This window comes from Phycicoccus ginsengisoli (assembly GCF_054779295.1).
Genome location: NZ_BAAGYN010000012.1, coordinates 50,198 through 74,171, shown reverse-complemented (window position 1 = coordinate 74,171; position 23,974 = coordinate 50,198). Strand labels below are relative to the sequence as shown.

20 protein-coding genes and 1 pseudogene are annotated in these 23,974 nt (G+C 73.0%); 15 read left to right on the top strand and 6 right to left on the bottom strand.

What is annotated here, in order from left to right:
- The first annotated feature begins 1 nt into the window (after position 1).
- The 9 genes from ACYVDO_RS17760 to ppsA all read left to right on the top strand — a co-directional run bounded on the left by ACYVDO_RS17760 (position 2) and on the right by ppsA (position 10,857).
- Positions 2-1,000 (top strand): ABC transporter permease, encoded by a 999-nt coding sequence (locus ACYVDO_RS17760; RefSeq protein ID WP_460938351.1) that lies wholly within the window; start codon positions 2-4, stop codon positions 998-1,000.
- Positions 1,000-1,860, top strand: coding sequence for an ATP-binding cassette domain-containing protein (locus ACYVDO_RS17755; protein WP_460938349.1), 861 nt, complete (start codon positions 1,000-1,002; stop codon positions 1,858-1,860). The genes ACYVDO_RS17760 and ACYVDO_RS17755 overlap by 1 nt, the downstream gene beginning before the upstream one ends.
- Entirely contained in the window at positions 1,857-2,249 is a 393-nt protein-coding gene (locus ACYVDO_RS17750) for a universal stress protein (RefSeq protein ID WP_460938347.1), read from the top strand. The genes ACYVDO_RS17755 and ACYVDO_RS17750 overlap by 4 nt, the downstream gene beginning before the upstream one ends.
- Positions 2,246-2,914, top strand: coding sequence for a nucleoside/nucleotide kinase family protein (locus ACYVDO_RS17745; protein ID WP_460938345.1), 669 nt, complete (start codon positions 2,246-2,248; stop codon positions 2,912-2,914). The genes ACYVDO_RS17750 and ACYVDO_RS17745 overlap by 4 nt, the downstream gene beginning before the upstream one ends.
- A 110-nt stretch (positions 2,915-3,024) precedes the next feature.
- Entirely contained in the window at positions 3,025-4,605 is a 1,581-nt protein-coding gene (locus ACYVDO_RS17740) for an alkaline phosphatase PhoX (RefSeq protein ID WP_460938343.1), read from the top strand.
- A 215-nt stretch (positions 4,606-4,820) separates the two neighbouring features.
- Positions 4,821-6,914: a CARDB domain-containing protein gene (locus ACYVDO_RS17735; RefSeq protein WP_460938341.1), complete on the top strand. Its 2,094-nt coding sequence runs from the start codon at positions 4,821-4,823 to the stop codon at positions 6,912-6,914.
- Entirely contained in the window at positions 6,911-7,402 is a 492-nt protein-coding gene (locus tag ACYVDO_RS17730) for a hypothetical protein (protein WP_460938339.1), read from the top strand. Before ACYVDO_RS17735 ends, ACYVDO_RS17730 begins: the two co-directional genes overlap by 4 nt.
- 201 nt (positions 7,403-7,603) lie before the next feature.
- The gene (locus ACYVDO_RS17725; RefSeq protein ID WP_460938337.1) at positions 7,604-8,440 is read left to right on the top strand and encodes a pyruvate, water dikinase regulatory protein; all 837 of its coding nucleotides are present in this window, start codon (positions 7,604-7,606) and stop codon (positions 8,438-8,440) included.
- Positions 8,441-8,472: 32 nt separating this feature from the next.
- A complete protein-coding gene (ppsA, locus tag ACYVDO_RS17720; protein ID WP_460938335.1) occupies positions 8,473-10,857 on the top strand; it encodes a phosphoenolpyruvate synthase in 2,385 nt (794 codons plus the stop codon).
- 63 nt (positions 10,858-10,920) lie between these two features.
- On the opposite strand, the gene ACYVDO_RS17715 is transcribed toward ppsA, so the two are convergent.
- From ACYVDO_RS17715 to ACYVDO_RS17700, 4 genes are read right to left on the bottom strand one after another with little or no spacing between them, the layout of a single operon-like run.
- Complete coding sequence (locus ACYVDO_RS17715; RefSeq protein WP_460938333.1) at positions 10,921-11,619, bottom strand: GAF and ANTAR domain-containing protein; 699 nt, start codon at positions 11,617-11,619, stop codon at positions 10,921-10,923.
- A complete protein-coding gene (locus ACYVDO_RS17710; protein ID WP_460938331.1) occupies positions 11,616-11,951 on the bottom strand; it encodes an ANTAR domain-containing protein in 336 nt (111 codons plus the stop codon). Before ACYVDO_RS17710 ends, ACYVDO_RS17715 begins: the two co-directional genes overlap by 4 nt.
- Positions 11,948-12,334: a hypothetical protein gene (locus ACYVDO_RS17705; RefSeq protein WP_460938329.1), complete on the bottom strand. Its 387-nt coding sequence runs from the start codon at positions 12,332-12,334 to the stop codon at positions 11,948-11,950. The genes ACYVDO_RS17710 and ACYVDO_RS17705 overlap by 4 nt, the downstream gene beginning before the upstream one ends.
- 42 nt (positions 12,335-12,376) lie before the next feature.
- Positions 12,377-13,120 carry a lactonase family protein gene (locus ACYVDO_RS17700; protein WP_460938328.1) on the bottom strand — a complete coding sequence of 248 codons (744 nt, stop codon included), beginning with the start codon at positions 13,118-13,120 and terminating at the stop codon, positions 12,377-12,379.
- 36 nt (positions 13,121-13,156) lie between these two features.
- On the opposite strand from ACYVDO_RS17700, the gene ACYVDO_RS17695 reads away from it, so the two are divergent.
- The 4 genes from ACYVDO_RS17695 to ACYVDO_RS17680 all read left to right on the top strand — a co-directional run bounded on the left by ACYVDO_RS17695 (position 13,157) and on the right by ACYVDO_RS17680 (position 17,473).
- Positions 13,157-13,378 (top strand): hypothetical protein, encoded by a 222-nt coding sequence (locus tag ACYVDO_RS17695; protein WP_460938326.1) that lies wholly within the window; start codon positions 13,157-13,159, stop codon positions 13,376-13,378.
- 232 nt (positions 13,379-13,610) lie between these two features.
- Positions 13,611-15,398, top strand: coding sequence for an ATP-binding protein (locus tag ACYVDO_RS17690; protein ID WP_460938324.1), 1,788 nt, complete (start codon positions 13,611-13,613; stop codon positions 15,396-15,398).
- A 122-nt stretch (positions 15,399-15,520) separates the two neighbouring features.
- Positions 15,521-16,318, top strand: a complete 798-nt coding sequence (locus tag ACYVDO_RS17685) for a hypothetical protein (RefSeq protein WP_460938322.1) — start codon at positions 15,521-15,523, stop codon at positions 16,316-16,318.
- Positions 16,319-16,408: 90 nt separating this feature from the next.
- On the top strand, positions 16,409-17,473 hold the full coding sequence (locus tag ACYVDO_RS17680; RefSeq protein ID WP_460938320.1) for an SIS domain-containing protein: 1,065 nt from the start codon (positions 16,409-16,411) through the stop codon (positions 17,471-17,473).
- Between the two features lie 34 nt (positions 17,474-17,507).
- Here the strand turns inward: ACYVDO_RS17680 and ACYVDO_RS17675 are convergent, their stop codons facing one another.
- Complete coding sequence (locus ACYVDO_RS17675; protein ID WP_460938318.1) at positions 17,508-18,317, bottom strand: AraC family transcriptional regulator; 810 nt, start codon at positions 18,315-18,317, stop codon at positions 17,508-17,510.
- A gap of 174 nt (positions 18,318-18,491) precedes the next feature.
- On the opposite strand from ACYVDO_RS17675, the pseudogene ACYVDO_RS17670 reads away from it, so the two are divergent.
- Together ACYVDO_RS17670 and ACYVDO_RS17665 are read left to right on the top strand one after the other, a co-directional pair.
- Positions 18,492-20,567 (top strand): annotated as a pseudogene (locus ACYVDO_RS17670) (endo-alpha-N-acetylgalactosaminidase family protein); the annotation flags it as partial.
- 20 nt (positions 20,568-20,587) lie between these two features.
- Complete coding sequence (locus ACYVDO_RS17665; protein WP_460938453.1) at positions 20,588-22,573, top strand: discoidin domain-containing protein; 1,986 nt, start codon at positions 20,588-20,590, stop codon at positions 22,571-22,573.
- A gap of 99 nt (positions 22,574-22,672) precedes the next feature.
- Here the strand turns inward: ACYVDO_RS17665 and ACYVDO_RS17660 are convergent, their stop codons facing one another.
- Positions 22,673-23,947 (bottom strand): ROK family transcriptional regulator, encoded by a 1,275-nt coding sequence (locus ACYVDO_RS17660; protein WP_460938316.1) that lies wholly within the window; start codon positions 23,945-23,947, stop codon positions 22,673-22,675.
- Positions 23,948-23,974 lie beyond the last annotated feature (27 nt).

The following is a 23,974-nucleotide window of genomic DNA, read 5'->3' as shown; positions in this document are numbered from 1 at the left end:
CATGTCGACCACCTCAGGCACCGCCACCGGCCACCGGAGCCGCGGCGACGGCATACGCAGGGCGTTCGCGCGCAACCCCGTCCTCGGCCCGACCGCGGCGCTCGTCGTCGCCATCGTGTTCTTCTCGGTCAGCACGAGCACGTTCTTCAACATCGACAACTTCTCGCTGATCGTCCAGCAGTCCGTCGTCATCGGGACCCTGGCCCTCGGGCAGACCCTGGTCATCCTCACGGCCGGCATCGACCTCGCCAACGCGGCCATCGCCGTGTTCGGCACGCTGCTGCTGACCCGGCTGACCCTCGGGGGCCTCCCGAGCGGCCTGGCCATCGTCGCCGGCCTGGTGGCCTGCACCATCGCGGCCACCATCTCCGGCCTGCTCGTCACCCGCGTCAAGCTGCCCCCGTTCATCGTCACCCTGGGGATGCTCGCCGTCATGACCGCCGTGACGAACCTCTACAGCACCGGCACCACCTTCGCGGTCCCGAGCGGTGCGCTCACGTGGCTCGGCACGTCGCTGTACCTCTTCGGGCGCGTCCAGTTCACGGTCGGCATGATCGTGGCGGCGGTCCTGTTCGCGGTCATGTGGTTCGTCCTGGGCAAGACGGCCTGGGGCAGGCACGTGTATGCCGTGGGCAACGAGCCCGAGGCGGCTCGCCTCACCGGCATCCACATCGACCGGACGCTCGTGAGCGTCTACTGCGTGGCCGGCCTGATCTACGGGTTCGCCGCGTGGATGGCACTGGGGCGCACGCCGACGGCTGACCCCAACGCGTACCAGACGGGCAACCTCGACAGCATCACCGCGGTCGTCATCGGCGGCACCAGCCTGTTCGGTGGGCGCGGCGGTGTCGTCGGGACGGTGGTCGGCGCCCTGATCGTGGCGATCCTGCGCAGTGGCCTGACGCAAATGGGCATCGACTCCAACTACCAGAACCTCGCGACCGGCGTGCTCGTCATCGCCGCCGTCGCGTTCGACCAGGCCACCCGCAGGAGGGCGTGATGGACATCGTGACCCGCAGCGACGGTTCGGCGGCCGACATGGCCACGCAGCAACCTGTGATGACCGGCCGTGGACTCGTCAAGCGGTACGGCCACGTGACCGCGATCAACGGTGCCGACTTCGACCTGTACCCCGGCGAGGTGCTGGCCATCGTCGGCGACAACGGCGCGGGGAAGTCGAGCCTCGTCAAGGCGTTGACGGGGGCGGTGACCCCCGACGCGGGGACGATCACCCTCGACGGGGCGGAGGTGAGGTTCCACTCGCCGATCGACGCTCGGCGCAAGGGAATCGAGACGGTGTACCAGACCCTCGCCGTCGCGCCGGCCCTCGACATCGCGAGCAACCTGTTCCTGGGTCGTGAGCGACGGCGCGAGGGCGTCCTGGGCAGGCTGCGGCTGCTCGACAAGAAGGGCATGCGCGCCGCCGCCCGCGACGAGCTCAACTCGCTCGGCATCGCCACCATCCAGGACATCTCCCAGACGGTGGAGACCCTCTCGGGTGGCCAGCGCCAGGCCGTGGCCGTCGCCCGGGCCGCCATGTTCGGCAGCAAGGTCGTCATCATGGACGAGCCCACCGCCGCCCTGGGGGTCCGCGAGACGGCCCAGGTGCTCGAGCTGATCCGGCGGATCAAGGAGCGCGGGCTGCCCGTGGTGCTCATCAGCCACGACATGCCGGCCGTGTTCGAGGTGTCCGACCGCATCCACGTCCACCGCCTCGGGCGACGCGCGGGAGTGGTGGCCCCCAGCCGCGTGTCGATGAGCGACGTCGTCTCGTTCATCACCGGGGCCGAGGAGATCCCCGCCGACGTCGACATCGCCGGGGACGTCCCGACCGGCAACCGTGGGGGTGGGGGGTCGTGACGGTGGTCGTGGGCTACGTCCCCACCCCCGAGGGGCTGGCGGCCGTGGACCACGCGGTGGCGTTCGCCCAGCGGGAGCACGCAGGTCTGGTCGTCGTGAACACCGGCCACCACGGCGACAACGCCCATCCGCTGTTCGCCTCCGCCGCGGACCTCGACGCCCTGGACGCCCGGCTCTCCGGGCTCGGCCTCGAGCACGAGATCCGACAGCCCACGGCGCCCACCTCGGCCGCCCACGAGATCCTCGCGGCGGCCGAGGAGGTCGCGGCCGACCTCATCGTGATCGGGATCCGCCGCCGTTCGCCCGTCGGCAAGCTCGTCACCGGCAGCACGGCCCAGCGGGTGCTGCTCGACGCCGAGTGCGCGGTGCTCGCGGTCAAGGCGTCGTGAGCTCGCTCGCCGCACCGACGGTGCCGCGCGACGTGGAGCAGCTCTGCCGGTTGGTCGACCAGCACCGGGCGGCGGCTCCCGGGCGCGTCATGATCGGGGTCGTGGGGGAGCCCGGCGCCGGGAAGTCGACCCTGGTGGACGACCTCGTGCGGGCCCTCGGCGGCGACGCCGCGCCGGCCCCCATGGACGGCTACCACCTGTCCAACCGGGTCCTCGACGCGATGGGGCTCCGAGAGCGCAAGGGCGCCCCGGAGACCTTCGACGCCCATGGCTTCGTCCACCTGCTGGCGCGCCTGCGTGACCAGACCGAGGACGTCGTCTACGCGCCGGAGTTCCTCCGCGAGCACGACGAGCCGATCGCCGGCCGGATCCCCATCAGCCGTGACACGCCGGTCGTGCTCGTCGAGGGCAACTACCTGCTGCTGGAGGCGGAGCCGTGGCGGCAGGTGCGGCACCAGCTCGACGCGGTCTGGTACCTCGACCTCGACCGCGACGAGCGGCTGCAGCGCCTCGCCGAGCGCCACCGGTCCTTCGGGCGTGCCGCGGCCCAGGCGTGGGACCGGGCTCGCACGCACGACGAGCTGAACGCCGAGCTGGTGCGCCGGACCCGGGGGCGGGCCACCCTGGTGGTCGGTTCTCCCGGGGGTGCCCCACGGTCGCCGTGACGCGCACAGGCCCTTCTCGCAGTGTTCGCCCCGACGTCATCCACGCGTCGCCCCGGCCGGATTGAGTGCTCCCGTCAGCTCCTCAGTGGGGCGCGAGAACTGGAGGACTCATGAGAAGCATCAGCAAGGCAGCCGCGGTCGGCGTCGCGGGCACTGCCGTCGTCGGTACCGTCCTGGCCCTTGGGTCGGGGTCGGCCACGGCATCCTCGTCGACCTGGGAGAGCGGCGACGTGCGCTCGGCGAACCCGCGCGTCGGGGTGCAGGGCAACGTGCTCGCGTCGGGCCTCACGGCCCAGCCGGTCGCGTGGGGAGCGCTCGGGCTGGCCAACCCCGACACCGCGGCCGGTGTCACGCACTACGGCTACGACACCGCCAACGGCGGACCGCTCACCCAGGACGCGAAGGAGGCGTTCAAGACCGAGCCGGACAAGAACGTGTACCTGACCCTCGCCGGGCACCACTACCTCTACCAGGGCCATGAGGGCGGTCCGCAGGGCTACGTCACCCGGATCGACCTGGACGAGCCCGACCCCGCCAAGCGCGTCCTCCTGATGGCGGACACGGACACCACGGGCGCCCCCCTGCCCACCTTCGACGGCATCACGTGGAACCCCTTCACCCGCCAGCTCATGATGACCGCGGAGGCCAAGGCCCCCAAGGGTGGTGTCTGGGCGCTCACCCTGGACGCCACCGGGAAGCCCACCACGGGAACCGCGGTGCGGCTCCCCGCGCTGGGCTCCGGCGGCTACGAGGGGATCCAGAACGACTCGACCGGCAACGTCTGGCTCGTGGAGGACATCGGCGGGGCGTCCGTGGCCGGTGGCAAGAAGCCCAACAGCTACGTCTACCGGTTCGTGCCCGCCGACAAGGCGGACCTGACCGCGGGCGGAACCCTGCAGGCGCTGCAGGTGCAGCGCCGTGACGGCTCGCCGATCACCGCGGCGCAGCTCGCCGCCGACCCGGCCTCGGGCGACATCGCGGACCTGCACGACCCCCGCCGCTCCTTCGCCACGAGCTGGGTCGACGTCCACACGGGGACGGCCGCCTTCGACGCCACGGCGGCTGCCGCCGCAGCCGCTGCCACCCCCTTCAAGCGGCCGGAGAACGGCGTCTTCCGACCCGGCACCCACTTCGGGGAGTTCTACTTCACCGAGACCGGGGACACGAGCACCGCGAGCACCCTCCCGGGTGCGTACGGCGGGGTCTTCCGCATCAGCCAGTCGTCGCCGTCCGCCGACACCGGTCGGCTGGCCATCGTGGCCGTCGGCGACAAGGACCACACCGGCCTGGACAACCTCGCCTTCGCCGGGGCCGACGACCTGCTCGTCGTCGAGGACGCCGGCGACGGCCTGCACCAGCAGCGGAACGCGCTCGACTCCGGCTACCGGGTCGACCTGCGCGGCGTCCGTGCGGGCGAGGACCGGCGCGGTGCCCGCTTCACGCGGTGGCTCGCCGAGGGTCGGGACGCCTCCGCGCTCTACGACGCCACCACCTCGCCGGGCTACAACGACGGCGACAACGAGATCACCGGCATCCACGTCTCCGACGGGGACCCCACCGTCGCCGGCCTGCTCGGGGCCAGGACCCCGCGGCCCTTCGACGGCACCTGGCGCGTCTTCTGGACCCAGCAGCACGGTGACAACGTGACGTGGGAGGTCAGCAGCACGGCCCGTCACGGCGACCGGCACTGACCGAGCCGAAGGCGGCGCGGTCCCGACCACCCCAGCGGTGGCCGGGACCGCGTCGCTGCGTGGACGGGCTTTCTTGACCCTTTCTTGACGGTCGCCCCGTAGCCCCCAGGAGCTGCGCTCGTTGTACGAGCGGGTGAGGAGCTGCCTGCGCAGGTGCTCGCCCGGAGCCAGGGACCCCCGCCTCGCGTCATCCCGTCCGGATCCAGGAGCCGCAGATGTTCTCGTCCGCGTTCGACCGACACCGTCCTCGCACCGGCGCCCTGGCGCTGCTGGCCGCCTGCGCCCTCGCGGGCCTGGGCGCAGCAGCCCCCGCACTGGCCGCCACCCCGGACTCGGGGTCGGTCTCCGACACCAGCACCAGCGTGCAGTGGACGGCTGGGCCGTTCGCCGCCCCCAACGTGACGGGGACGACGGGTGACGTCACCTGCGGACCGGGCCTGTGCGACGACTTCGCACTGCACGTCTCCACCCCGAGCGGCTACGGCGACAGCCACCAGCTCACGGTGAAGGTTGGGTGGGCCAACGCCGCCGCCGACTTCGACGTGTACCTGCTCGACTCCAGCGGCGCGGTCGTGGCGTCGGCTGCCTCGAGCTCGGACCCCGAGGTCATCGTGGTGCCGCCGACGAGCGGGGACTACACCGTGCGGGTCGTGCCCTACGCCCCGCTCGGTGAGACGGTCACCGGCACCGCGACCCTCACGAGCCTGCCGGCGAACCCGGCACCCAGCACGGCGACGCCGCCGACCTTCAGCCAGTACGGCGCGCCGGAGGCCTTCGCGCAGGCGCACAACGCCGGGGAGCCCTCGATCGGCAGCAGCCACAAGACCGGCTCGACCTTCTACCAGGCGCTCTACGACACCTACAAGGCGACCTGGGACGACAGCGTCACCCCCTCGAAGGTGACCTGGACCGACGTCTCCGCGACGCCGACCAACGGCTGCCTCACCGGCGGCTCGACGTCCCTCGACCCGATCGGGTTCACCGACCCCAAGACCGGTCGCGTCTTCGAGAGCCAGCTGGCCGGCAAGACCTCGCTCATGTGCTACTCCGACGATGACGGCAAGACCTGGTCGGCGAGCCAGGGCGGCGGCCTCAACTCCGGAGTCGACCACCAGACCGTCGGCGGCGGCCCGTACTCGCCCAACGGGGTCGGCGCCCTGCCGACCTCGACGTACCCGAACGCGGTCTACTACTGCAGCCAGGACATCGCCGACGCGAACTGCGCCTCGAGCCACGACGGCGGCATGACGTTCGGGCCGGCCGTCCCGATGTACTCCCTGCTCGACTGCGGCGGCCTGCACGGGCACGTCAAGGTCGCCCCGAACGACGGCACGGTCTACGTCCCCAACAAGTCGTGCGGCGGCAACCAGGCCGTCGCGGTGTCCGAGGACGGCGGCACCACGTGGTCCGTGCGCAAGGACCCCGCCAGCACGGCCGGCGACTCCGACCCCAGCGTCGGCATCGGCGCCAAGGGCACGGTCTACCTGGGGTACCAGGCGGCCGACGGCACCCCGCGGGTCGCGGTGAGCCGGGACAAGGGCAGGACGTGGACCGACGACCAGAACGTGGGCGCGAGCCTGGGCATCCACAACACCGTCTTCCCGGCCGTCGTGGCCGGTGACGACGACCGCGCCTCGTTCGCCTTCATCGGCACCACGACGCCCGGCAACTACCAGGACGCCACCAACTTCAAGGGCGACTGGCACCTGTACGTCTCCACCAGCTACGACGGCGGCAAGAGCTGGGTCACGGTCGACACGACGCCGAACGACCCGGTGCAGCGCGGCTCCATCTGCACCGGCGGCACGACCTGTGGCAACGACCGCAACCTGCTCGACTTCATGGACGCCACGGTCGACCGCACCGGCCGGGTCGAGGTCGGCTACGCCGACGGCTGCACCGGCGCCTGCGCCCAGCCGGGCGGCGCGCAGAACTTCGACGCGTACGCCACCATTGCGCGACAGCAGTCCGGCAACACCCTGTATGCCGCGAACGACGCGCTGCCCAACCTCACCCCGACCACCCTGTCGATGGCCAAGACCAGTGGGCTGTATGCCGCGTCGGCCACGGTCGCGAACACGGGCAAGGCGGCTGCGCAGGGCGTCACGACCCGCCTGCTCGTCGACGGTGTCGACGTCGCGACGTCGACAGCCGTCGACCTCGCGGCGGGCCGCTCGACGACGGTCTCGTTCCCTGGGGTGCGGCTCGGCAAGGGCACCCACTCGGTCGTCGTGGTCGTCGACCCCGCCAACCGCGTCCGCGAGTCCGAGGAGACGGACAACCGGCGGCAGATCCAGGTCACCCGGTGAGGACCTCGAGCCTGCGGCGCACCCGGTGGGGTGGCCGCAGGCTGGGGGCCGGCGTCGTGTCGGCGGCCGTGCTGGTGGCGCTCGCCGGCTGCGGGAGCGACGAGATGGAGGTCGCCATGAAGGAGCCTGCCGCCAGCGCCGGCACCCAGGCCCCGGTCGTCTGCGCCAAGGACGCCAAGGCGGTGGAGCTGCCCGCCTCGTTCCCGGCTGACGCGACGGTGCCCTCCGGGTACGTGGTCACCGGGACGCAGGCCCGCAGCGCGGGGCGGACGGTCCTGACGGCGGTGTCCCCCAAGCCGTTCAGGGAGACCCTCGCGGACATGCAGGCGGCCTACTCCTCCCGCGGCTGGACCCCGTCCGAGGGTGAGGTCGAGGCGAGGGACGCCGAGTCCAACTTCCACGGGCACGACCTGCGCGGCCGCTGGGCCATCCGCCAGATCCCCGAGTGCCCCGACAACACCTCCGTGAGCGTGCTGATTGGCAAGTAGCGGCCGCGTTCGCCGGCCCGGCCCGTGTGGGGTCCGTCACATCTGTGTCGCTCCCACGCGCTGACTGCACCGGCCGGGGCGGTCCGGCTCCCCGTGGTGTCGCGGGACAGCGCTGGACGAACTGGCGTGCACCGGGTGAGGGCTGCCACGATCGGCCCACGGGCGCACCACCGTCGGTGCCGGCCCGTGGAGAGGAGGACGATGGAGACCGCCCCGGACGAGGCCCCGGCGACCCCCGTCTTCTTCGTCGCGGGCGGGACCGGCATCTCGGCCGAGACCCTCGGCAACCTCATGCTCCAGCAGTTCCCGTCGGTCCGGTTCGTCCGGCGCAAGTTCCCGTTCATCACGACGGTCCAGCAGGCCCGCGCGGTCGTGGCCGAGCTCGACGCCGCGGTGACCGAGTCCGTCTCGCCGCTGGTGTTCTCCACCGTCTCCGACGAGGACGTCCGGATGGCCCTGCAGCAGACCAAGGCCGCCTTCATCGACCTGTTCGGCTCGCACCTCGACACGATCGAGCGGGTGCTGCACGTCAACGCCGCCCACGGGGTCGCCGCCCTCCACGGGCTCGGCGACCAGCGCCGGTACGACGCCCGGATGAAGGCGATCGAGTACGCCATGGAGCACGACGACGGGGCCAGCCTGCGCCACCTCGAGGCGGCCGACCTCATCCTCATCGCCCCCTCCCGCTGCGGCAAGACGCCGACCTCGATGTACCTCGCGCTGCAGCACGGGATCAAGGTCGCCAACTACCCGCTCGTCGACGAGGACTTCGAGACCGGCGGCCTGCCCCGACCCGTCCGCGGTCTCGCCGACCGCTGCTTCGGCCTGCTCTCCACGCCCGCCCGGCTCAGCCAGGTGCGGGGCGAGCGCCGGCCGGGCTCCACCTACGCCACCCTCGCCCAGTGCAGCTACGAGCTGCGCCGCGCCGAGGCGCTCTACCGGGCCCACCGCATACCGTCCATCAACTCCGCCTCGATGTCGGTGGAGGAGATGGCCGCCGTCATCATGCAGAGCAGCAAGCTCCCCGCCACCAGCTGACGCGGCACCTGCCGCACACCGAAAGGAATGCCTTGACCCGCAACGACTCCGCCAACATCGTGTGGTTCGCAGACCTCGGTCTCGACGACGTGGAGACCGTCGGCGGCAAGAACGCCTCCCTCGGCGAGATGGTGCAGCACCTCTCGGCTGCCGGGGTGCGGGTGCCCGACGGGTTCGCCACGACCGCCGAGGCGTACCGGCGGTTCCTCGCCCACGAGGGCCTGGTCGACACGGTCAACGACCTGCTCGACAGCCTCGACGTCGAGGACACCCGGGCGCTGGCAGAGGTGGGCGGGCGGATCCGCGAGGCGGTCGAGCAGCAGCCGTTCCCGGCCGACCTCGAGGACGAGATCCGCACGGCGTACGAGCGGCTGGTGGGCGACCACGGCGACGAGGTGAGCTTCGCGGTGCGCTCCAGCGCGACCGCGGAGGACCTGCCCGACGCGTCGTTCGCGGGGCAGCAGGAGACGTTCCTCAACGTGCGCGGGATCGACTCCATCCTGCTCGCGATCAAGCGGGTGTTCGCCTCGCTGTACAACGACCGCGCGATCGCCTACCGCGTGCACAGCGACTTCGACCACGCGGCGGTCGCACTGTCGGCCGGCGTGCAGCGCATGGTGCGCTCCGACATCGGCTCCTCGGGCGTCATGTTCACGATCGACACCGAGTCCGGCTTCCCCGACGCCGTCTTCGTCACGAGCAGCTACGGGCTGGGCGAGGCGGTCGTGCAGGGCGCCGTGAACCCGGACGAGTTCTACGTCTACAAGCCGGCGCTGCGCGCGGGTCGTCCGGCGATCCTCAGGCGGGGCCTGGGCGCCAAGGCGACCAAGATGGTCTACACCTCCGACACCGAGGTCGGCCGCACCATCGAGTTCGTCGACGTCGACGAGGCCGACCGCCACCGGCTGAGCCTCACCGACGACGAGGTCACCGAGCTCGCCCGGCACGCGCTCGCGATCGAGGAGCACTACGGCCGCCCGATGGACATCGAGTGGGGCAAGGACGGCGTCGACGGCCTGCTCTACGTCCTGCAGGCGCGCCCGGAGACGGTGAAGTCGCGCCAGACCGGGTCGTCGCTGCAGCGGTACCGGCTGGACGAGCGCGGCCCGGTGCTCGTCGAGGGCCGTGCCATCGGCCAGAAGATCGGCGCCGGCGCGGTCCGGGTGCTGACCTCCGCCGACCAGATGCACGACTTCGTCGCCGGCGAGGTGCTCGTCGCCGACATGACCGACCCCGACTGGGAGCCGATCATGAAGCGTGCCAGCGCGATCGTCACGAACCGGGGCGGTCGGACCTGCCACGCCGCGATCATCGCCCGCGAGCTCGGCATCCCTGCCGTCGTCGGCACCGGCACCGCGACCACCAGCCTGCAGGAGGGCCAGGAGGTCACCGTCTCCGCCGCCGAGGGCGACACCGGCTTCGTCTACGACGGCACGATGGCGTTCACCGTCTCCGAGACCGCCCTGGACGACATGCCCGACCTGCCGGTCAAGGTCATGATGAACGTCGGCACCCCGGACCAGGCGTTCGAGTTCTCCCGCCTGCCCAACCGCGGTGTGGGCCTCGCCCGTCTCGAGTTCATCATCAACCGCCAGATCGGCATCCACCCCAAGGCGCTGCTCGAGCTCGAGGACCAGGAGCCCGCGGTCAAGGCCGAGGTCGAGGCGCTCATCGCCGCCTACGACAGCCCGCGCGACTTCTTCGTCAAGCGCGTCGCCGAGGGCGTCTCGATGCTGGCGGCGGCGTTCGCGCCGGAGCCGGTCATCGTCCGCATGTCCGACTTCAAGTCCAACGAGTACGCCGGGCTGCTGGGTGGGTCCCGCTACGAGCCGCACGAGGAGAACCCGATGATCGGGTACCGCGGCGCGGCGCGGTACCTGTCACCGGAGTTCGCCGAGTGCTTCGCGATGGAGTGCGAGGCGCTGCGGCTCGTGCGCGACGAGATGGGGCTGACCAACGTCAAGGTGATGATCCCGTTCGTGCGCACCGTCACCGAGGCGAAGGGCGTCATCGACCTGTTGGGCCGCAACGGGCTGCGCCGCGGTGAGAACGACCTGCAGGTCGTCATGATGTGCGAGGTCCCGTCGAACGCCGTCAACGCCGAGCAGTTCCTCCAGCACTTCGACGGGTTCTCCATCGGCTCGAACGACCTCACCCAGCTGACCCTCGGCCTCGACCGTGACTCGGCGCTCGTGGCCGACAGCTTCGACGAGCGCGACCCGGCGGTGAAGAAGATGCTCGCCATGGCCATCGAGGCCTGCCGCGCGCAGGGCAAGTACATCGGCATCTGCGGGCAGGGGCCCTCGGACCACCCGGACCTCGCCGAGTGGCTGATGGACCAGGGCATCGAGTCGATGTCGCTCAACCCCGACACCGTCGTGGAGACCTGGCTGGCCCTGGCCAAGCACGCGGGCTAGCAGCGAGCGGCCCTGCCGCCGGTTCCCAGCCGCCCGTGGGGCAGGACGATCCGGCGGGGTCCGTCAGCGCAGGCGTCGCTCGCGTGCCAGCTGCATGACGTGGCGGGCGGCATGGCCCAAGGAGATGCGTTGCTCCTCGGCAAATGCCAGGAGCCTGTCGTAGGCGGCCTCCATGTCGAGCTGGTAGGTGAAGGCCAGGGCGCCCTTGGCCCGCTCGACCACGGCCCGCTCCTCGAGGGCCGCCGAGAGACCGTCCGCCACGTGCTGGCCGTCGAGCCGGCCCGCCACGAGGACGAGCGTGCAGGCGTCGGCGAGGGCCTGGCACTCGCCCTCCTGCCCGGCGAACGGCGTCGGCTCGGCGCGGAACAGGTTGAGCGCGCCGAAGACCTGGCCGTGCCACCGCAGGGGGTTGGCGCGGACGGACAGGTAGCCGGCCCGCGTGATCGCAGTCCCGGCAGTCGGCCAACCCGCGGTGAGCGTCGATCCGGCCGCCTCCACGGGATTCCCGCCGCGGATGGCGTCCACGCAGGGCCCCTCCTGCACCTGGGCCTGGTAGATCTCGAGGTCCAGGGCGCGATGGGACGTGGCCGCCAGCACCTGCAGGCCGCTGTCGGTGTCGACCAGGATGGCGGCGGCGTCGACCGGCAGCGCCATCGCCGCGCCGCCGAGCAGCGACGCGAGCGCCCCCGTCACGTCGAGGTCGCCCTCGACCATCGTCGCGCTCGCGCGGGCGAGCACCTGGGACACGCTGGTGTGCTTCATGTGGACTCGATCTCCTGGTCCGACGAGGCGGAGAACCTCAGCCGTTTCGTGATCACGTCTCGTGCCGTGCGGCCGACGCTCTGCTCGTGCGAGTACGCGTGCGCCCGGATGAGGGCGAGGGCATCCTGCTCGGGGATGCCCAGCTGCGCCACCACCATTCCTGTTGCCTGGTGCACCTCGGCGCGCTCAGCCCACGGTCCCTCGATGGCGCTGCCCTCGTCGGGGCTGTCGGCGACGAGCGCCGCCACGACCGCCTTCGAGACGACCGTTGCCGCGTCGTCGTCGAGGTCGGTGTCGGTGCCGCGGCGGTACAGGGTGAGGACGCCGATCACGCGGTCCTCCTTGGCCAGGGGCAGGCGTGGACCACCACGGGCGCGAGGTCCGGCACGGAGTCGAGGTGGAGCAGCGGCCAGCGGGCATCGGGTCGCCCGTCCTCGGGCAGCTCAAGCCGCGCGTAGGTGCCCGAGGTGAAGGCGTCGACGCCCGGACCCTGGCCGGTCACGTCCTGGGCCTCCTCGAGGATCAGGGCCGTCTCGTCGGTCGTGGCGACGGTCACGCGCTCGGGGCGGGTGTACGCCACGGTGATCGCCGCGCCGTCGCACCGGAGCAGCCGTGCTGCCGAGGCACAGAGGCGCGTCGGCAGCGGGAGACCCCGCTCCGCGCCTTCCGCGAGGCCGGCCGCGAGCTGTGCCAGGAGGTCGTCCAGGTCCGCCACCCGTCACCTCCCTCAGCGTGCGGTCGTCGGCCAGTGACCAGCCTATGCCCGGCGGGGACCGACTGCGATGCAGGCAGGAGCCGGGACGGGTGAGGACCGGGCCGCGCCGAGCGTCCCGTCGCCGCGGATCTCGTGGACGCTGACTGCGTCGCCGTGCAGGCCGCCGACGAGGACGCGGACACCGTGCACCGTGAACTGGCGCGGGTGTGCCGGCACGTCCACCTCGTCGAGCAGCCGCAGGCCGCCGCCCGCGACGTCGAACGTGCTGACGGTGTCCGGGCCGCGGTTCGAGACCCACAACCGGTCGCTCTCCTCGTCGAGGGCCAGGTGCGCGACGTCGTCGGCGCCGGGCCGCCCGGACGCGGCTGCCGACGCGACGACCGCGAACCGGCCCGGGGCCTCCTCGGCGAGGCGCAGCACCTGCCCGCTCAGCTCCGCGGTGAGGTATGCCGTCGCCGGCATCGCCGGTGCGGAGCCGGCCCGGGGGCCGGGGACGGAACAGCGGACGAGATGGCGCGGACCCGTGCCTGCCGGCAGGTCGGTCCTCGCCAGCTCGCGCAGGCGCCCGTCGTCCACCGCGAAGGTCTGGATCCGGTCCGAGCCCAGGTCGACGACGCTGATCGTACGGGCCCCGAGCGGGGCGACGTGGTGGGGGTGGCTGCCCTCCTGCCGCGCGGGGTCGGGGCCGGATCCCTCGAGCCGCACGGTGTCCACGAGCCGCGCGGGCACCCCGTCCTCGACCTCGAGCAGCGACACCACGCCGTCGGCGTAGTTGGCGACGACCACGTGCGACCCGTCCCCGGTGAAGGCGAGGTGGCAGGGGTGCGAGCCCCGGTGGGGACATCAGCCACCGGGGGCAGCAGCGGACGGCCGGTGTCGTCCTCGACGAGCTCGAACGACAGCACCCGCCCGGGCGACGCCTCGCTCGCCACGACGAGCCGCCGCCCGTCGGGGGTCCACTGGACCCAGGTGGGGGAGTCGACCGGCACCTCGGCGAGGCTCGCGCCGACCGTCGACCCGTCCCAGCGGTGGAGGGACACCTGACCGCGACCCGCGACGGGCGCCGACCCGATCGCCACGAGCCGGGCGTCGTCCTCCCTGCGACCTGGCATGCCGGAAGCCTACGGGGGGCCGCCTGCCGGCCGATGGGGCCAGGTGACGGGTGGCGGGTCACCCGTTCGGACACCAGATGGGCGAGTTCCTCCTGCTCTGAGCCGTTTGCGCTCGTTGTCCCGGTACCGTCGCGGGACCAGGAATCGCAGGGGAGTTGTGGCACGTGGACGTCGACACATGGGAGATCGGTGCCCTGCGGAGCATCGGCTCGATCATGACGCAGGCCGCCACGGCCGAGGACGACCGGATGCTCTACGAGCGCATCGTCGACAGCGCGGCGGAGGTCGCGGCTTTCCGGGTCGCGGCGCTGAGCCTCGTGCGGCCCGACGGCGACCTCGAGGCCGTCGCCGTCGGCGGTGACGCCGGGGCCCGCGAGGCGGTCCTCGGGCGGGTGACGCCGCGGCTCGTCGTGGACGCCGAGTTCGCGGTGGCCGAGGAGTGGGGTGCCCTGCGGTTCGTCTCCCACGACCGCCTGCCGGGGTCGTCGCCGGCGGGGTGGGTGGACGAGACCTGGGCGCCGGGTGACGACGCCGACGCCTGGCACCCCAACGACACCCTGTTCGCCCCCTTCTTCACGGCCGCCGGTGAGCTGGCGGGCGTGCTCAACGTGGACCTCCCCGTCACCGGCCAGCGACCCGGACCGCTCCAGCGGGTGGTCCTCGAGGTGTTCGCCGGCCAGGCCGGTGTCGTCCTGGCGGCCGCCCAGGAGCGCGCCCGGCTGGCCGAGCGCGTGCGACTGTCCCAGGCGGTGCAGACGGTGGCCCGCGTGTCCAACGCGGTGCTCGAGCCCGGTGAGGTCCTGGGGACGGTCGCCGAGGCGGTTGGGGCCGGGCTGGGCTGCTCGCAGCTGTGGGTGCGGACGTTCGGCGAGGAGCCGGGGGAGGACCGCACCGCCACCCACCCCGTCGGCCGGGCAGCCACCCCCGCGCCCCTGGTCGACGTGGTCCGCCGGGTCGCGCACGACGCCTGGGCCCTCGGGCGCAGCGTCACCGTGGCGCAGGGCGGGACCGACGCCCCGGACCTGGTGACCCCGGAGGAGGAGGCCCAGCTGGTCGCCTACATCGGCGCGAGCGGGTCGCACAGCCTCCTGCTGACGCCGGTCGGCGCCGCCTCCCAGTGCCTGGGGTACCTCGTGTGCGCCCGGTCCGGCTCGCACCCCACCTGGAGCGAGGCGGAGACGGCGGCGGCGCTCGAGATCGGCCGCGACCTCGGGCGCTCGGTGCTCAACTCGCGGCTGTTCGCCCTCGAGCGGCACCTGGTGCAGAACCTGCGGGCGACCGAGCGGGCGAGGGCCACGCTCTTCTCGACCGTGTCGCACGAGCTGAAGAACCCGCTGGCGTCCGTGGTCGGCCACGTGGAGATGCTCCGGGACGACCCCGGCGCCGACCCGTCCTGGTCGCTGGGCGTGATCGACCGCAACGCCCGCAGGTTGCAGGGCCTGGTCGACGACCTGCTCGTCCTCGGCCGGTTCAGCGACCCCGACCGCCACCTCGTGCGGGCGGCCGTCCAGGTGCGCCCCCTCGTGGCCGACGCCCTGGAGACGGTCGCCCCCGCAGCGAGCCGGCAGGCCGTGACCCTGCACCACGAGCAGGCCGAGGACCTCACCGTGCTCGGCAGCGCGGAGGAGCTCTCCCGGGTGCTGGACAACCTGGTCGCCAACGCCGTGAAGTTCAGCCGGCCCGGGGGCCGGGTCTCGGTGCGGGCGTGCGAACGCGACGGCCACGCGGTGCTCGAGGTCGTGGACGAGGGGATGGGCATCTCAGCGGACGACCAGGACCGCCTGTTCACCGAGTTCTTCCGCTCCACCAACCCCGAGGCGCTCTCCGTCCCCGGGACGGGTCTGGGCCTGAGCATCGTCAAGCGCATCGTGTCCAGGCACGGCGGCAGCATCGACGTGAGGTCTGCGCCGGGCCGGGGTACGACGTTCACCGTCTCGCTCCCCCTGGCGTGACCGGCGGGGCGCCCGGCCCACCATCCGCGGCGCGCGCTGGCAGGATGCAGGAGCAGCATCCGTCGCAGGGCCGGTCGTCCACGCCGGCCCGGGTTGAGCCGGACATCCGAGGGGAGACGAGGATGGCAGAGGTCCCGGGAGGCCGAGGAGGTGCCCCGCAGCGCGTCTCCGCCCGTCGGGTCCTGCGTGCCTGCGACCTCGTCCACCGTGGGCGGGTCACGCCGGCGGAGGTGCTGGCGCTGCTCGAGCTGCGGCTCTACCGAGGACGGGGGGAGCGCCCGCCGACCAGCGCGGCCGTGGTCCTGGGGTGCGCCCTCGCGGCGGAGTGGAACGTCGGCGCGGTGATCACCCCGCCCGAGCACGTGCGCACCGCGAGCACGACGTTGGCGCACCGGGGGCCCGTCCTGGTCACCGGGCTGGGAGTCGGCACCTCACCCCCCCGACCCCTGCTGGCCGAGGCGCGGGACCTGATCAGGGACGGTGCGCACGACCTGGCCGTCACGGCCACCAGCAGCCGGATCGAGGCAGACCTGACCGGCCTCGTGCAGGAGACCACCGAGGTCGCCGGTTTCGCGACCGCCGTCGGCGCCCGGGTCCGCGTCGTCGTCGACACGGAGGGCCTGGCCCGTCGCGCCCTGCTCGACGCGTGTGAGCAGCTGGCGCACACCGGCGCCTGGTTGCTGCAGGGCGGCCTGTGGCGCTCGGCGCTGCCGAGCTTCGCCGACGTCAAGGCGATGCGCCGGGCGATCCCCGAGCACGTCCTGCTCAAGTGGACCGCCCCGATGACGCGCGTCGACACCCTGCTCAGCTGCGTCGCCGCGGGGGTCGACCGGTTCAGCGTCGACGACGTGCCCGGTTTCATGGCGCACACCATCGCGCACGCCGAGCTCGGCCCGCTCATCGTCCCCGGCGCGGGCTGAGGGCCGAGCCGTCGCCATCACGCACCCCACCACCATCGCCCGCTGGTTCGTCGCCGCGGTCGAGCAGTCAGCCGCAGAGAGGACGTCCCCGTGACCGCAGCCACCGAGGCCCCCGACCCGGCGCACCCCGGTGCGCTCATGGCCGCCGAGATCGCCGAGCAGCCGGCCGTGTTCGAGCGGTTGCTCACGGGCGCGGCCGGCGGCAGGGACGTCGCCGCCGTGGCGGCCCGGATCCGGGCGGCGGACCCCCGCTTCGTCCTCATCGCGGCTCGCGGCACGAGCGACCACGCCGCGCTCTACCTCAAGTACCTCGTCGAGATCCGGCTCGGGCTGCCCTGCGGCCTCGCCTCGCCCTCGACCTTCACCGCCTACGGGGCGCAGCCCGACCTCCGTGACGTCCTGTGGGTCGCCGTGAGCCAGTCCGGCGGGTCCCCGGACCTCGTCGAGTCGACCACGGCCGCCGGGCGCGCGGGCGCGCTCACCCTGGCCGTCACCAACGCCCCCGACTCGCCGCTCGCAGGGGCTGCCACCCTCCAGCTGGACATCCGCGCCGGGGTGGAGCGGGCCGTCGCCGCGACCAAGACCTACACCGCCACGCTGCTGTCGCTCTGGCTCCTGGTCGAGTCGCTCTGCGGCGGCGACGCAAGGGCTGCCGCAGGCCTGCCTGCCCTCGCCGCCGAGGTCGTGGCCGAGGCCGCCGCCGCGGACGTGGCGGCCCGCTTCCGGTTCGTCGACAAGATCGTCGTGACCGGTCGCGGGTACGCCTACCCGACGGCGCGCGAGGCGGCCCTCAAGCTGATGGAGACCTCCTACCTCGCAGCCCACGCGTTCTCCGGGGCCGACCTGCTGCACGGCCCGCTGGCCATGGTCGACGAGGACCGGCCCGTCGTCGCCGTGACGCCCCACGGGACCGCGGGCGCGGCGATGCAGCCGGTCCTGGCCCGCCTCGCGGACCGCGGGGCCGACGTGACCCTGGTGGGGGACGGCTCGCTCGGGCCCGCGAGTGCCGTGGTGCCGGTGCCCCGCGTCCGGGAGGACCTCAGCCCGCTGCTGGAGATCATCCCCCTGCAGCGGGTCGCGCACGCGATGGCGGTCGCCCGCCACCACGACCCCGACGCCCCGCGCGGCCTGTCGAAGGTCACCCGCACCACCTGAGGGTCCGGCACGGTGGTGCTGGGCCCGGCGTCGGTCAGGGCCCGGGCTGCGGCTGCCGCAGGTGCCTGGCCCGGTAGTCCCCGGGTGGCGTGCCCACGACGGCCCGGAAGTCGCGGGTGAAGTGGGCCTGGTCGGCATACCCGATGTCGTGCGCCACCGTGACCAGCGGCGTCTCGGGACGCCGGCGGATGCGGGTCGCGGCCTCCTGGAGCCGGTGCCGCCGGATCATGGCGATCGGGCTCATCCCGACGTAGGCCGCGGTGCGGCGCTGGACCGTCCGCCGGCTCAGGTGGACGGCGTCGGCGAGCGCGGCGAGCGTGGTGATGCCGGGGTCGCGCTCGACCGCCTCGGCGATCGCGTTGGCCTCCAAGGCCTCCGGTCCGGGCGCGGGCAGGCCGAGGAGCCAGGCCGTCACCGCCTCGACCGCCCGCTGGTGGCGGTCCGGGGACTCGGCCGCGGCGTCGGCCATGGCACCGGCCACACGAGCGTGCAGCCCAGCTGCCGTCCACGGCACCTCGCGGTCGACGACCGAGGCGGGGTCGACCCCCAGGGCGGCGACGCCCGCCGGGCGCAGCTGCGCGCCCACGGCCCAGCCGACCCCGTGCAGGTCCTGGTGGCTCACGCGGCGACGCGGGCCGGAGAGCGTCACGCCCCCGGGCTGCACCACCAGGCTCGAGGCCGGGTAGCCCAGGACCACCTGGCGCGACACCACCCCCTCGGGCAGGGCCCACTCGGGGACCCAGAAGTGCCGCACGAGGTGCTCGGCCCCTGGACGCGGGTGGTAGCGCGCCATCGTGGGCAGCTCCTGCGGGAAGAGCACCCCCTTGGACTCCGGCTCGGCCACGGCAGGAGCGTAGGCCGCCCCACCGACGGAGCCCGTGCCGAGCCGAGCCGGGCCGCGCCGTGCCACGGCGGTGGGGTCCGGTCGAGCGACCGCATCGCGGATGCCCCCCTTGACGTGGTTTGTCCGGACCACAATATTTAGGCCGGTAAACGAATCATTGACCGGGAGACCTCCATGCGTCCGTCCTGCTCCATGCCGCACCGCCTCGCCCTGCTCGCCACGGTCGGCGCGCTCGCCGTGGTCGTCCCGGGCACCACGGCCCCGGCCGCGGCGGCCACCCCCGCCGCGGCGTCCGGCGCCACCACGGTCGCGGCACCGGAGCCGCCCTCGGACCCGGCCACGACCGCGAGCATCACCAACGGCAAGGGGCTGACCGTCCAGGTCGGCCGTGAGTTCCCCCAGGTCGTGTCGTACGACGTCGGGGGACGGAGGCTCACCGGCCAGGCCGAGCGACTGAGCCGCTTCACCATCAACGGCACCGCGCACACGGCGACGACCACGGTGACCGTCGAGGGCGACCACGCCGCATACCACTCGACCTTCGAGGACCTGCCGGACCTGAGCATCGACTCCACGATCACCGCCACCGACCGGGGCACGGTCGTCTTCGCGGTCACGCGCATCGGCGGCAGCGCCGCTCCCACCGTCGACGAGCTGTCGATCCCCGACCAGTCGCTGGTCTCCGTCGACTCCACCGACCCGGCGGCGACCCTGGCCCGCACGCGGATCTCGGCCGACTCGACCACCACGGCCGACCGGTTCGTGCGGGTGACGGGGGACGCCCCGGTGGACAAGGCTGCGGTGGGCACGCCCTACGGCTTCGTCAGCGGCACCGAGCTGTCGGCGGGCCTGCTGACCAACGCCACCGAGGACTCGGCGCAGGGCAACAACGACAACGGCAACACCCGCCTGCTGAGCCGGGTCACCGACGCCGGCAACGGCACCCGGCGCGCCAGCCTCTCGGTCGGCACGTGGACGTATGCCGCGGCCGGCGCCACCGACCCGCGCGTCCGGTTCCACGCGCTGCCGCAGGCGACGGTGGTCCTCGCAGCCGACCGCAACGACGACGGTGCCGTGACGTGGCAGGACGCCGCGATCGCCTACCGGGACGTCATGACCCACCCCGAGGGCTCCGAGCGGGTGCCGGACCGGGTGGTCGCCCACATCCCGTTCAACTTCGCCAGCCAGGCCACCAACCCGTTCCTCAAGACGCTCGACAACGTCAAGCGGATCTCGGCCACCACGGACGACCTGGGCCAGTGGGTGCTGGAGAAGGGGTACGGCAACGAGGGCCACGACTCCGCCAACACGGACTACGGCGGCGACGTCAACACGCGGGCCGGTGGCGTGGGCGACCTCAACACCCTCGTGCGTGAGGGTGCGAAGTACAACGCCGACCTCGCCGTCCACGTGAACGCGACCGAGGCGTACCCGCAGGCGAGGCGTTCAGCGACGCGCTCGTCGCCGGTCGGGGCCTGGGCTGGAACTGGCTCAACCAGAGCTACGGCATCGACCAGCGCCGGGACCTCGGCACCGGTGCGGTCCTCGACCGGTTCGCCGAGCTGCGCAAGGACGTCCCGGGGCTGAAGGGCCTGTACATCGACGTGTACTACTCCAGCGGCTGGCTGGCCGACGAGCTCGCGGACGAGCTGCACGCCATGGGCTTCGAGGTGGCGACCGAGTGGGCCTACAAGTTCGAGGGGGACTCGATCTGGTCGCACTGGAGCAACGACAAGAACTACGGCGGGGCCACCAACAAGGGGATCAACTCCGACATCGTCCGGTTCATCGCCAACTCCGACCGCGACGTCTGGAACACCGACCCGCTGCTGGGCGGCTCGCAGATCAAGGAGTTCGAGGGCTGGACCGGCCAGAACAGCTGGGACACCTTCTACTCCACGATCTGGACCTCGAACCTCCCGACCAAGTTCCTCCAGCACTACGACCTGCTGCGCTGGGACAAGGGCCGCTCCGCCGCCCTGACCGGCGGGGTCTCGGTCGCCATGGTCGACGGCCGCCGCCAGGTCCGGATGGGCGACACGACCGTGCTGGACGGCGGGACCTACCTGCTGCCCTGGGGCGAGACCGCCGACAACAGCACGACGAGCTCGCCGAGCCGAGCGACGAAGATGTACTACTACAACGCCGACGGCGGGTCGCGGACCTTCACCCTGACACCGCAGTTCGCCGACGTCACCAAGTTCGGGCTCTACGCCCTCACCGACCAGGGCCGGGTCAAGGCCACCGACGTGACGCCGAAGGACGGCCGGGTGACCCTCACCGGTGACAAGGCAACGCCCTACGTCCTCGCCCCGCTGACCGGCACGACCCGTCCCGCACCGGTGTACGGCACCGGCACCCTCCTGCACGACCCGGGCTTCAACGCCGGCAACCTGACCGCGTGGGACCCCTCGGGCGGAGCCCACGTCGAGCGCACCGCCACCGGCGACAACGTCGCGGTCCTCGGGAGCAAGGACTCGGGGGTCTCCCAGGGCGTCCAGGGGCTGACGCCGGGCGCTCGCTACCAGCTCAGCGCCGACGTCGAGATCGGCCCCGGCGAGCGTCGCCCCGTGACGCTGCGGCTGAGCGGCAAGGACACCAAGGCGGTCAACGCCTTCGACACCACGCCGGTGCGAAACACCATGGCCGCCGACGCCAAGAAGGGCACGTGGTCGCAGCGGGCCGCGGTCGACTTCACCGCACCCGCCACCGGGAACGTCGCGGTCCAGCTGCGCGCCGTCGCCGGGAGCGCCCGGGTGGCGCTGGACGACGTCCGCCTCGTGCGGGTCACGACGGTCGCCGTCCCCACGCCCGTGTCGGGCGACTCCACCCAGCCCTCCCGCGCGGGCGGTGACATCGTCGCCGCGGAGAACTTCGAGGGCAGCCAGCCCGCGTGGGGCCCCTTCGTCAAGGGTGACGCCGGCGGCGCCACTGACCCGCGCACGAGCATCAGCCAGCTGCACGACCCGTACAGCCAGAAGGGGTGGAAGAACACGCACGCCCCGTTCAACGCGGGGTCGCTGGCCGGCAAGGGCACCGACGACGTCGTCTCGGGCAACCACTCGCTGAAGTCGCACGAGGAGAACTCCGGGCTGGTCTACCGCACCGTCCCGGCAACGGTCCCGTTCGTGGCCGGCCACTCGTACACCGTGCGGTTCCGCTACCAGAACAGCCTGGCCTCGCAGTTCGCCTGGGTGACCGGTGCCGACACCGTCGCCGGTGGTGCGGTGAGGTCGAAGGACCTCACCGTCGAGCCGATGCCGCAGGCGCTGGACACGGCCTCGTACGACCGCACCTTCACGGCCGGCTGCGGCGACGCCTGGGTCGGCCTGCGCCGCACCGGGTCGAGCGGCGGCGCGGACTTCGTCCTCGACGACTTCACCGTCACCGACCACGGCCCGGCTGCCGGGGGCGCCGCCTGCGGGACCGTCTCGGCCCCCGCCTCGGCCAGCCTCAGCCCGGGGACGGCGAACCGGTACACGACGTCGTTCACCAACAACGACTCCGAGCGGGTCACCAACGTGGCGATGAGCCTGGGCGCCCTGCCGGACGGCTGGACCGTCCAGGTGGCGGAGCAGGGCGGCAACCTGTTCGCCGGCGTCGACCCGGGCCAGACCGTCCGCACGACCTGGCTCCTCACCCCGCCCGCCGCGGCGGCCGGCACCAGCGCGGACCTCAGGCCGACCGCCACCTACTTCCACCGCTGCACGACCAAGTCGGTGTCGACCTCCTCGACCCTCACGGTGGCGACGCGGGCGATGGTGCCGACGGAGTCGATGACCGCGACGGCCGACTCGGAGGAGAAGAACGCCGGACCGTCGGAGGGTCCGGTGGCCAACGTCCTCGACGGCGACCTCGGGACGATCTGGCACACGCAGTACGACCCGACGGTGACCGACTACCCGCACTGGGTCCGGCTCGCCCTCGACGCAACCTCCACGGTCGACGGCTTCGGCTACCAGGACCGGCAGGGCGGTGGTCCCAACGGCCGGGTCAAGGACTACACCGTCTCCGTCTCGCAGGACGGCGCGTCGTGGACCCGGGTGGCGAGCGGCACTCTCAAGGACGTGCCCGAGGTGCAGGTGGTCTCGTTCCCGGCGGTGCAGGCGAGGTACGTGCGGTTCGACGCGCTCAACGCCCTCAACGGCCAGCCGTTCGCGGCTGCCGCCGAGATGCGGGTGTACGGCACGTCGCCCACCCCGGTCACCGGCTGGGCCCCCGCACCGCGCCCGGACGACACGGCCTGCACCCCCTGACTCCCGCGGTCGCCGGGCCCCGGGGCGGGTGCTCGGCGACCGCGGGTCCACGCGGCCGGGGCAGCCGCTCGGGCAGGCGCTCGGGCAGCCGGTGCGGCCTCAGCCGGCCGGGGCGCGGGGCGGGATGACGAGGTAGTCGGCGAAGACCTGCTCGACGGCGTCGAGGGCGCCACCGCGGGCCGCCGAGGTGAACCCCAGGCTCGAGACCCGCAGCTCCACGACGCTGCCGCGGTCCATCTGGCGGGCCCGCAGGGCGTCGCCGAGGGGGCCCAGGATGTGGTCGCCGAAGGCGGCGAAGTAGCCGCCCAGCACGATCACCCTGGGGTTGAGGACGTCGACGAGGATGCCGAGCCCGGTCGCGAGGCGCTCGGTCACGGTGTCGAGGGCGGCGAGCACGCGCCGGTCACCGCCGGCCGCTCGCGCCTGCAGGTCCGCGAGGCGGTGCTCGAGCGGGAGGGTGGGGTCGTGCACCGGGTCGCCGTCCGGCGCGGCGAGCCCCAGGAAGGCGGCCAGCCCCACCGCGGTCTCCCAGCAGCCGGTGCGCCCGCAGGTGCACGGTCGCCCTTCCGGGTCGAGGGGGAGGTGGCCCACCTCACCGGCGAAGCCCGACCACCCCCGGACCAGGTGCCCGCCGGCGACGATCCCCGCACCCACCCCGACGTCGCCGGTGAGGAAGAGCAGGTCCTCGACCTGCTGGTCGCGCAGGTCGTGGTACTCCGCGACGGCAGCCAGCTTCGCGTCGTTCTCGATCCGCACCGGGGGAGCCGCCGGGCCGAGCGCGCCGGCGAGGGCGTCCACGACGACGACGTCGCGCCAGCCGAGGTTGGGCGCGAACCGCACCGACCCACGCTCGTAGTCGATGATGCCCGGTGCCGCGATGGTGACGGCGACGACGACCTGGCCGGACCCGCCCAGCCGGGTGAGCAGGGGCGCCAGGACGTCGACGACCGCGGCGAGGGCGGCTCCGGGCTCCAGGCGCGGCACGTCGAGCGGCAGGAGCTGCTCGTGCACGACCGTCCCCCGCAGGTCGACGGCCGTGGCCGCGACGTAGTCGACGTTGACCTCGAGCCCCACCCCGACCACGTCGCGCCCGTCGAGCGACACGGTGAGCCCGGGACGGCCCACGGAGCCGGCGCGCTCCAGTTCCCCTTCACGCACCAGGCCCCGGTCCACCAGGTCGCCGATCAGGCTCGACATGGTGGCCTTGGACAGGCCGGTCTCGGTGGCCAGCCGGGCCCGCGACCGGCCGCCGTGCGCGCGCAGGTGCCGCAGGATCAGGGCGGTGTTGGCGCGGCGCATCTGGCCCTGGTCGAACCGTCCACCCGCGGTCGCGGCGGGTGCCCGCGACGCCGTGGGGTCGGTGCCGGCGGTCATGGCGCGACCGTAGCATTTTGGTCCGTG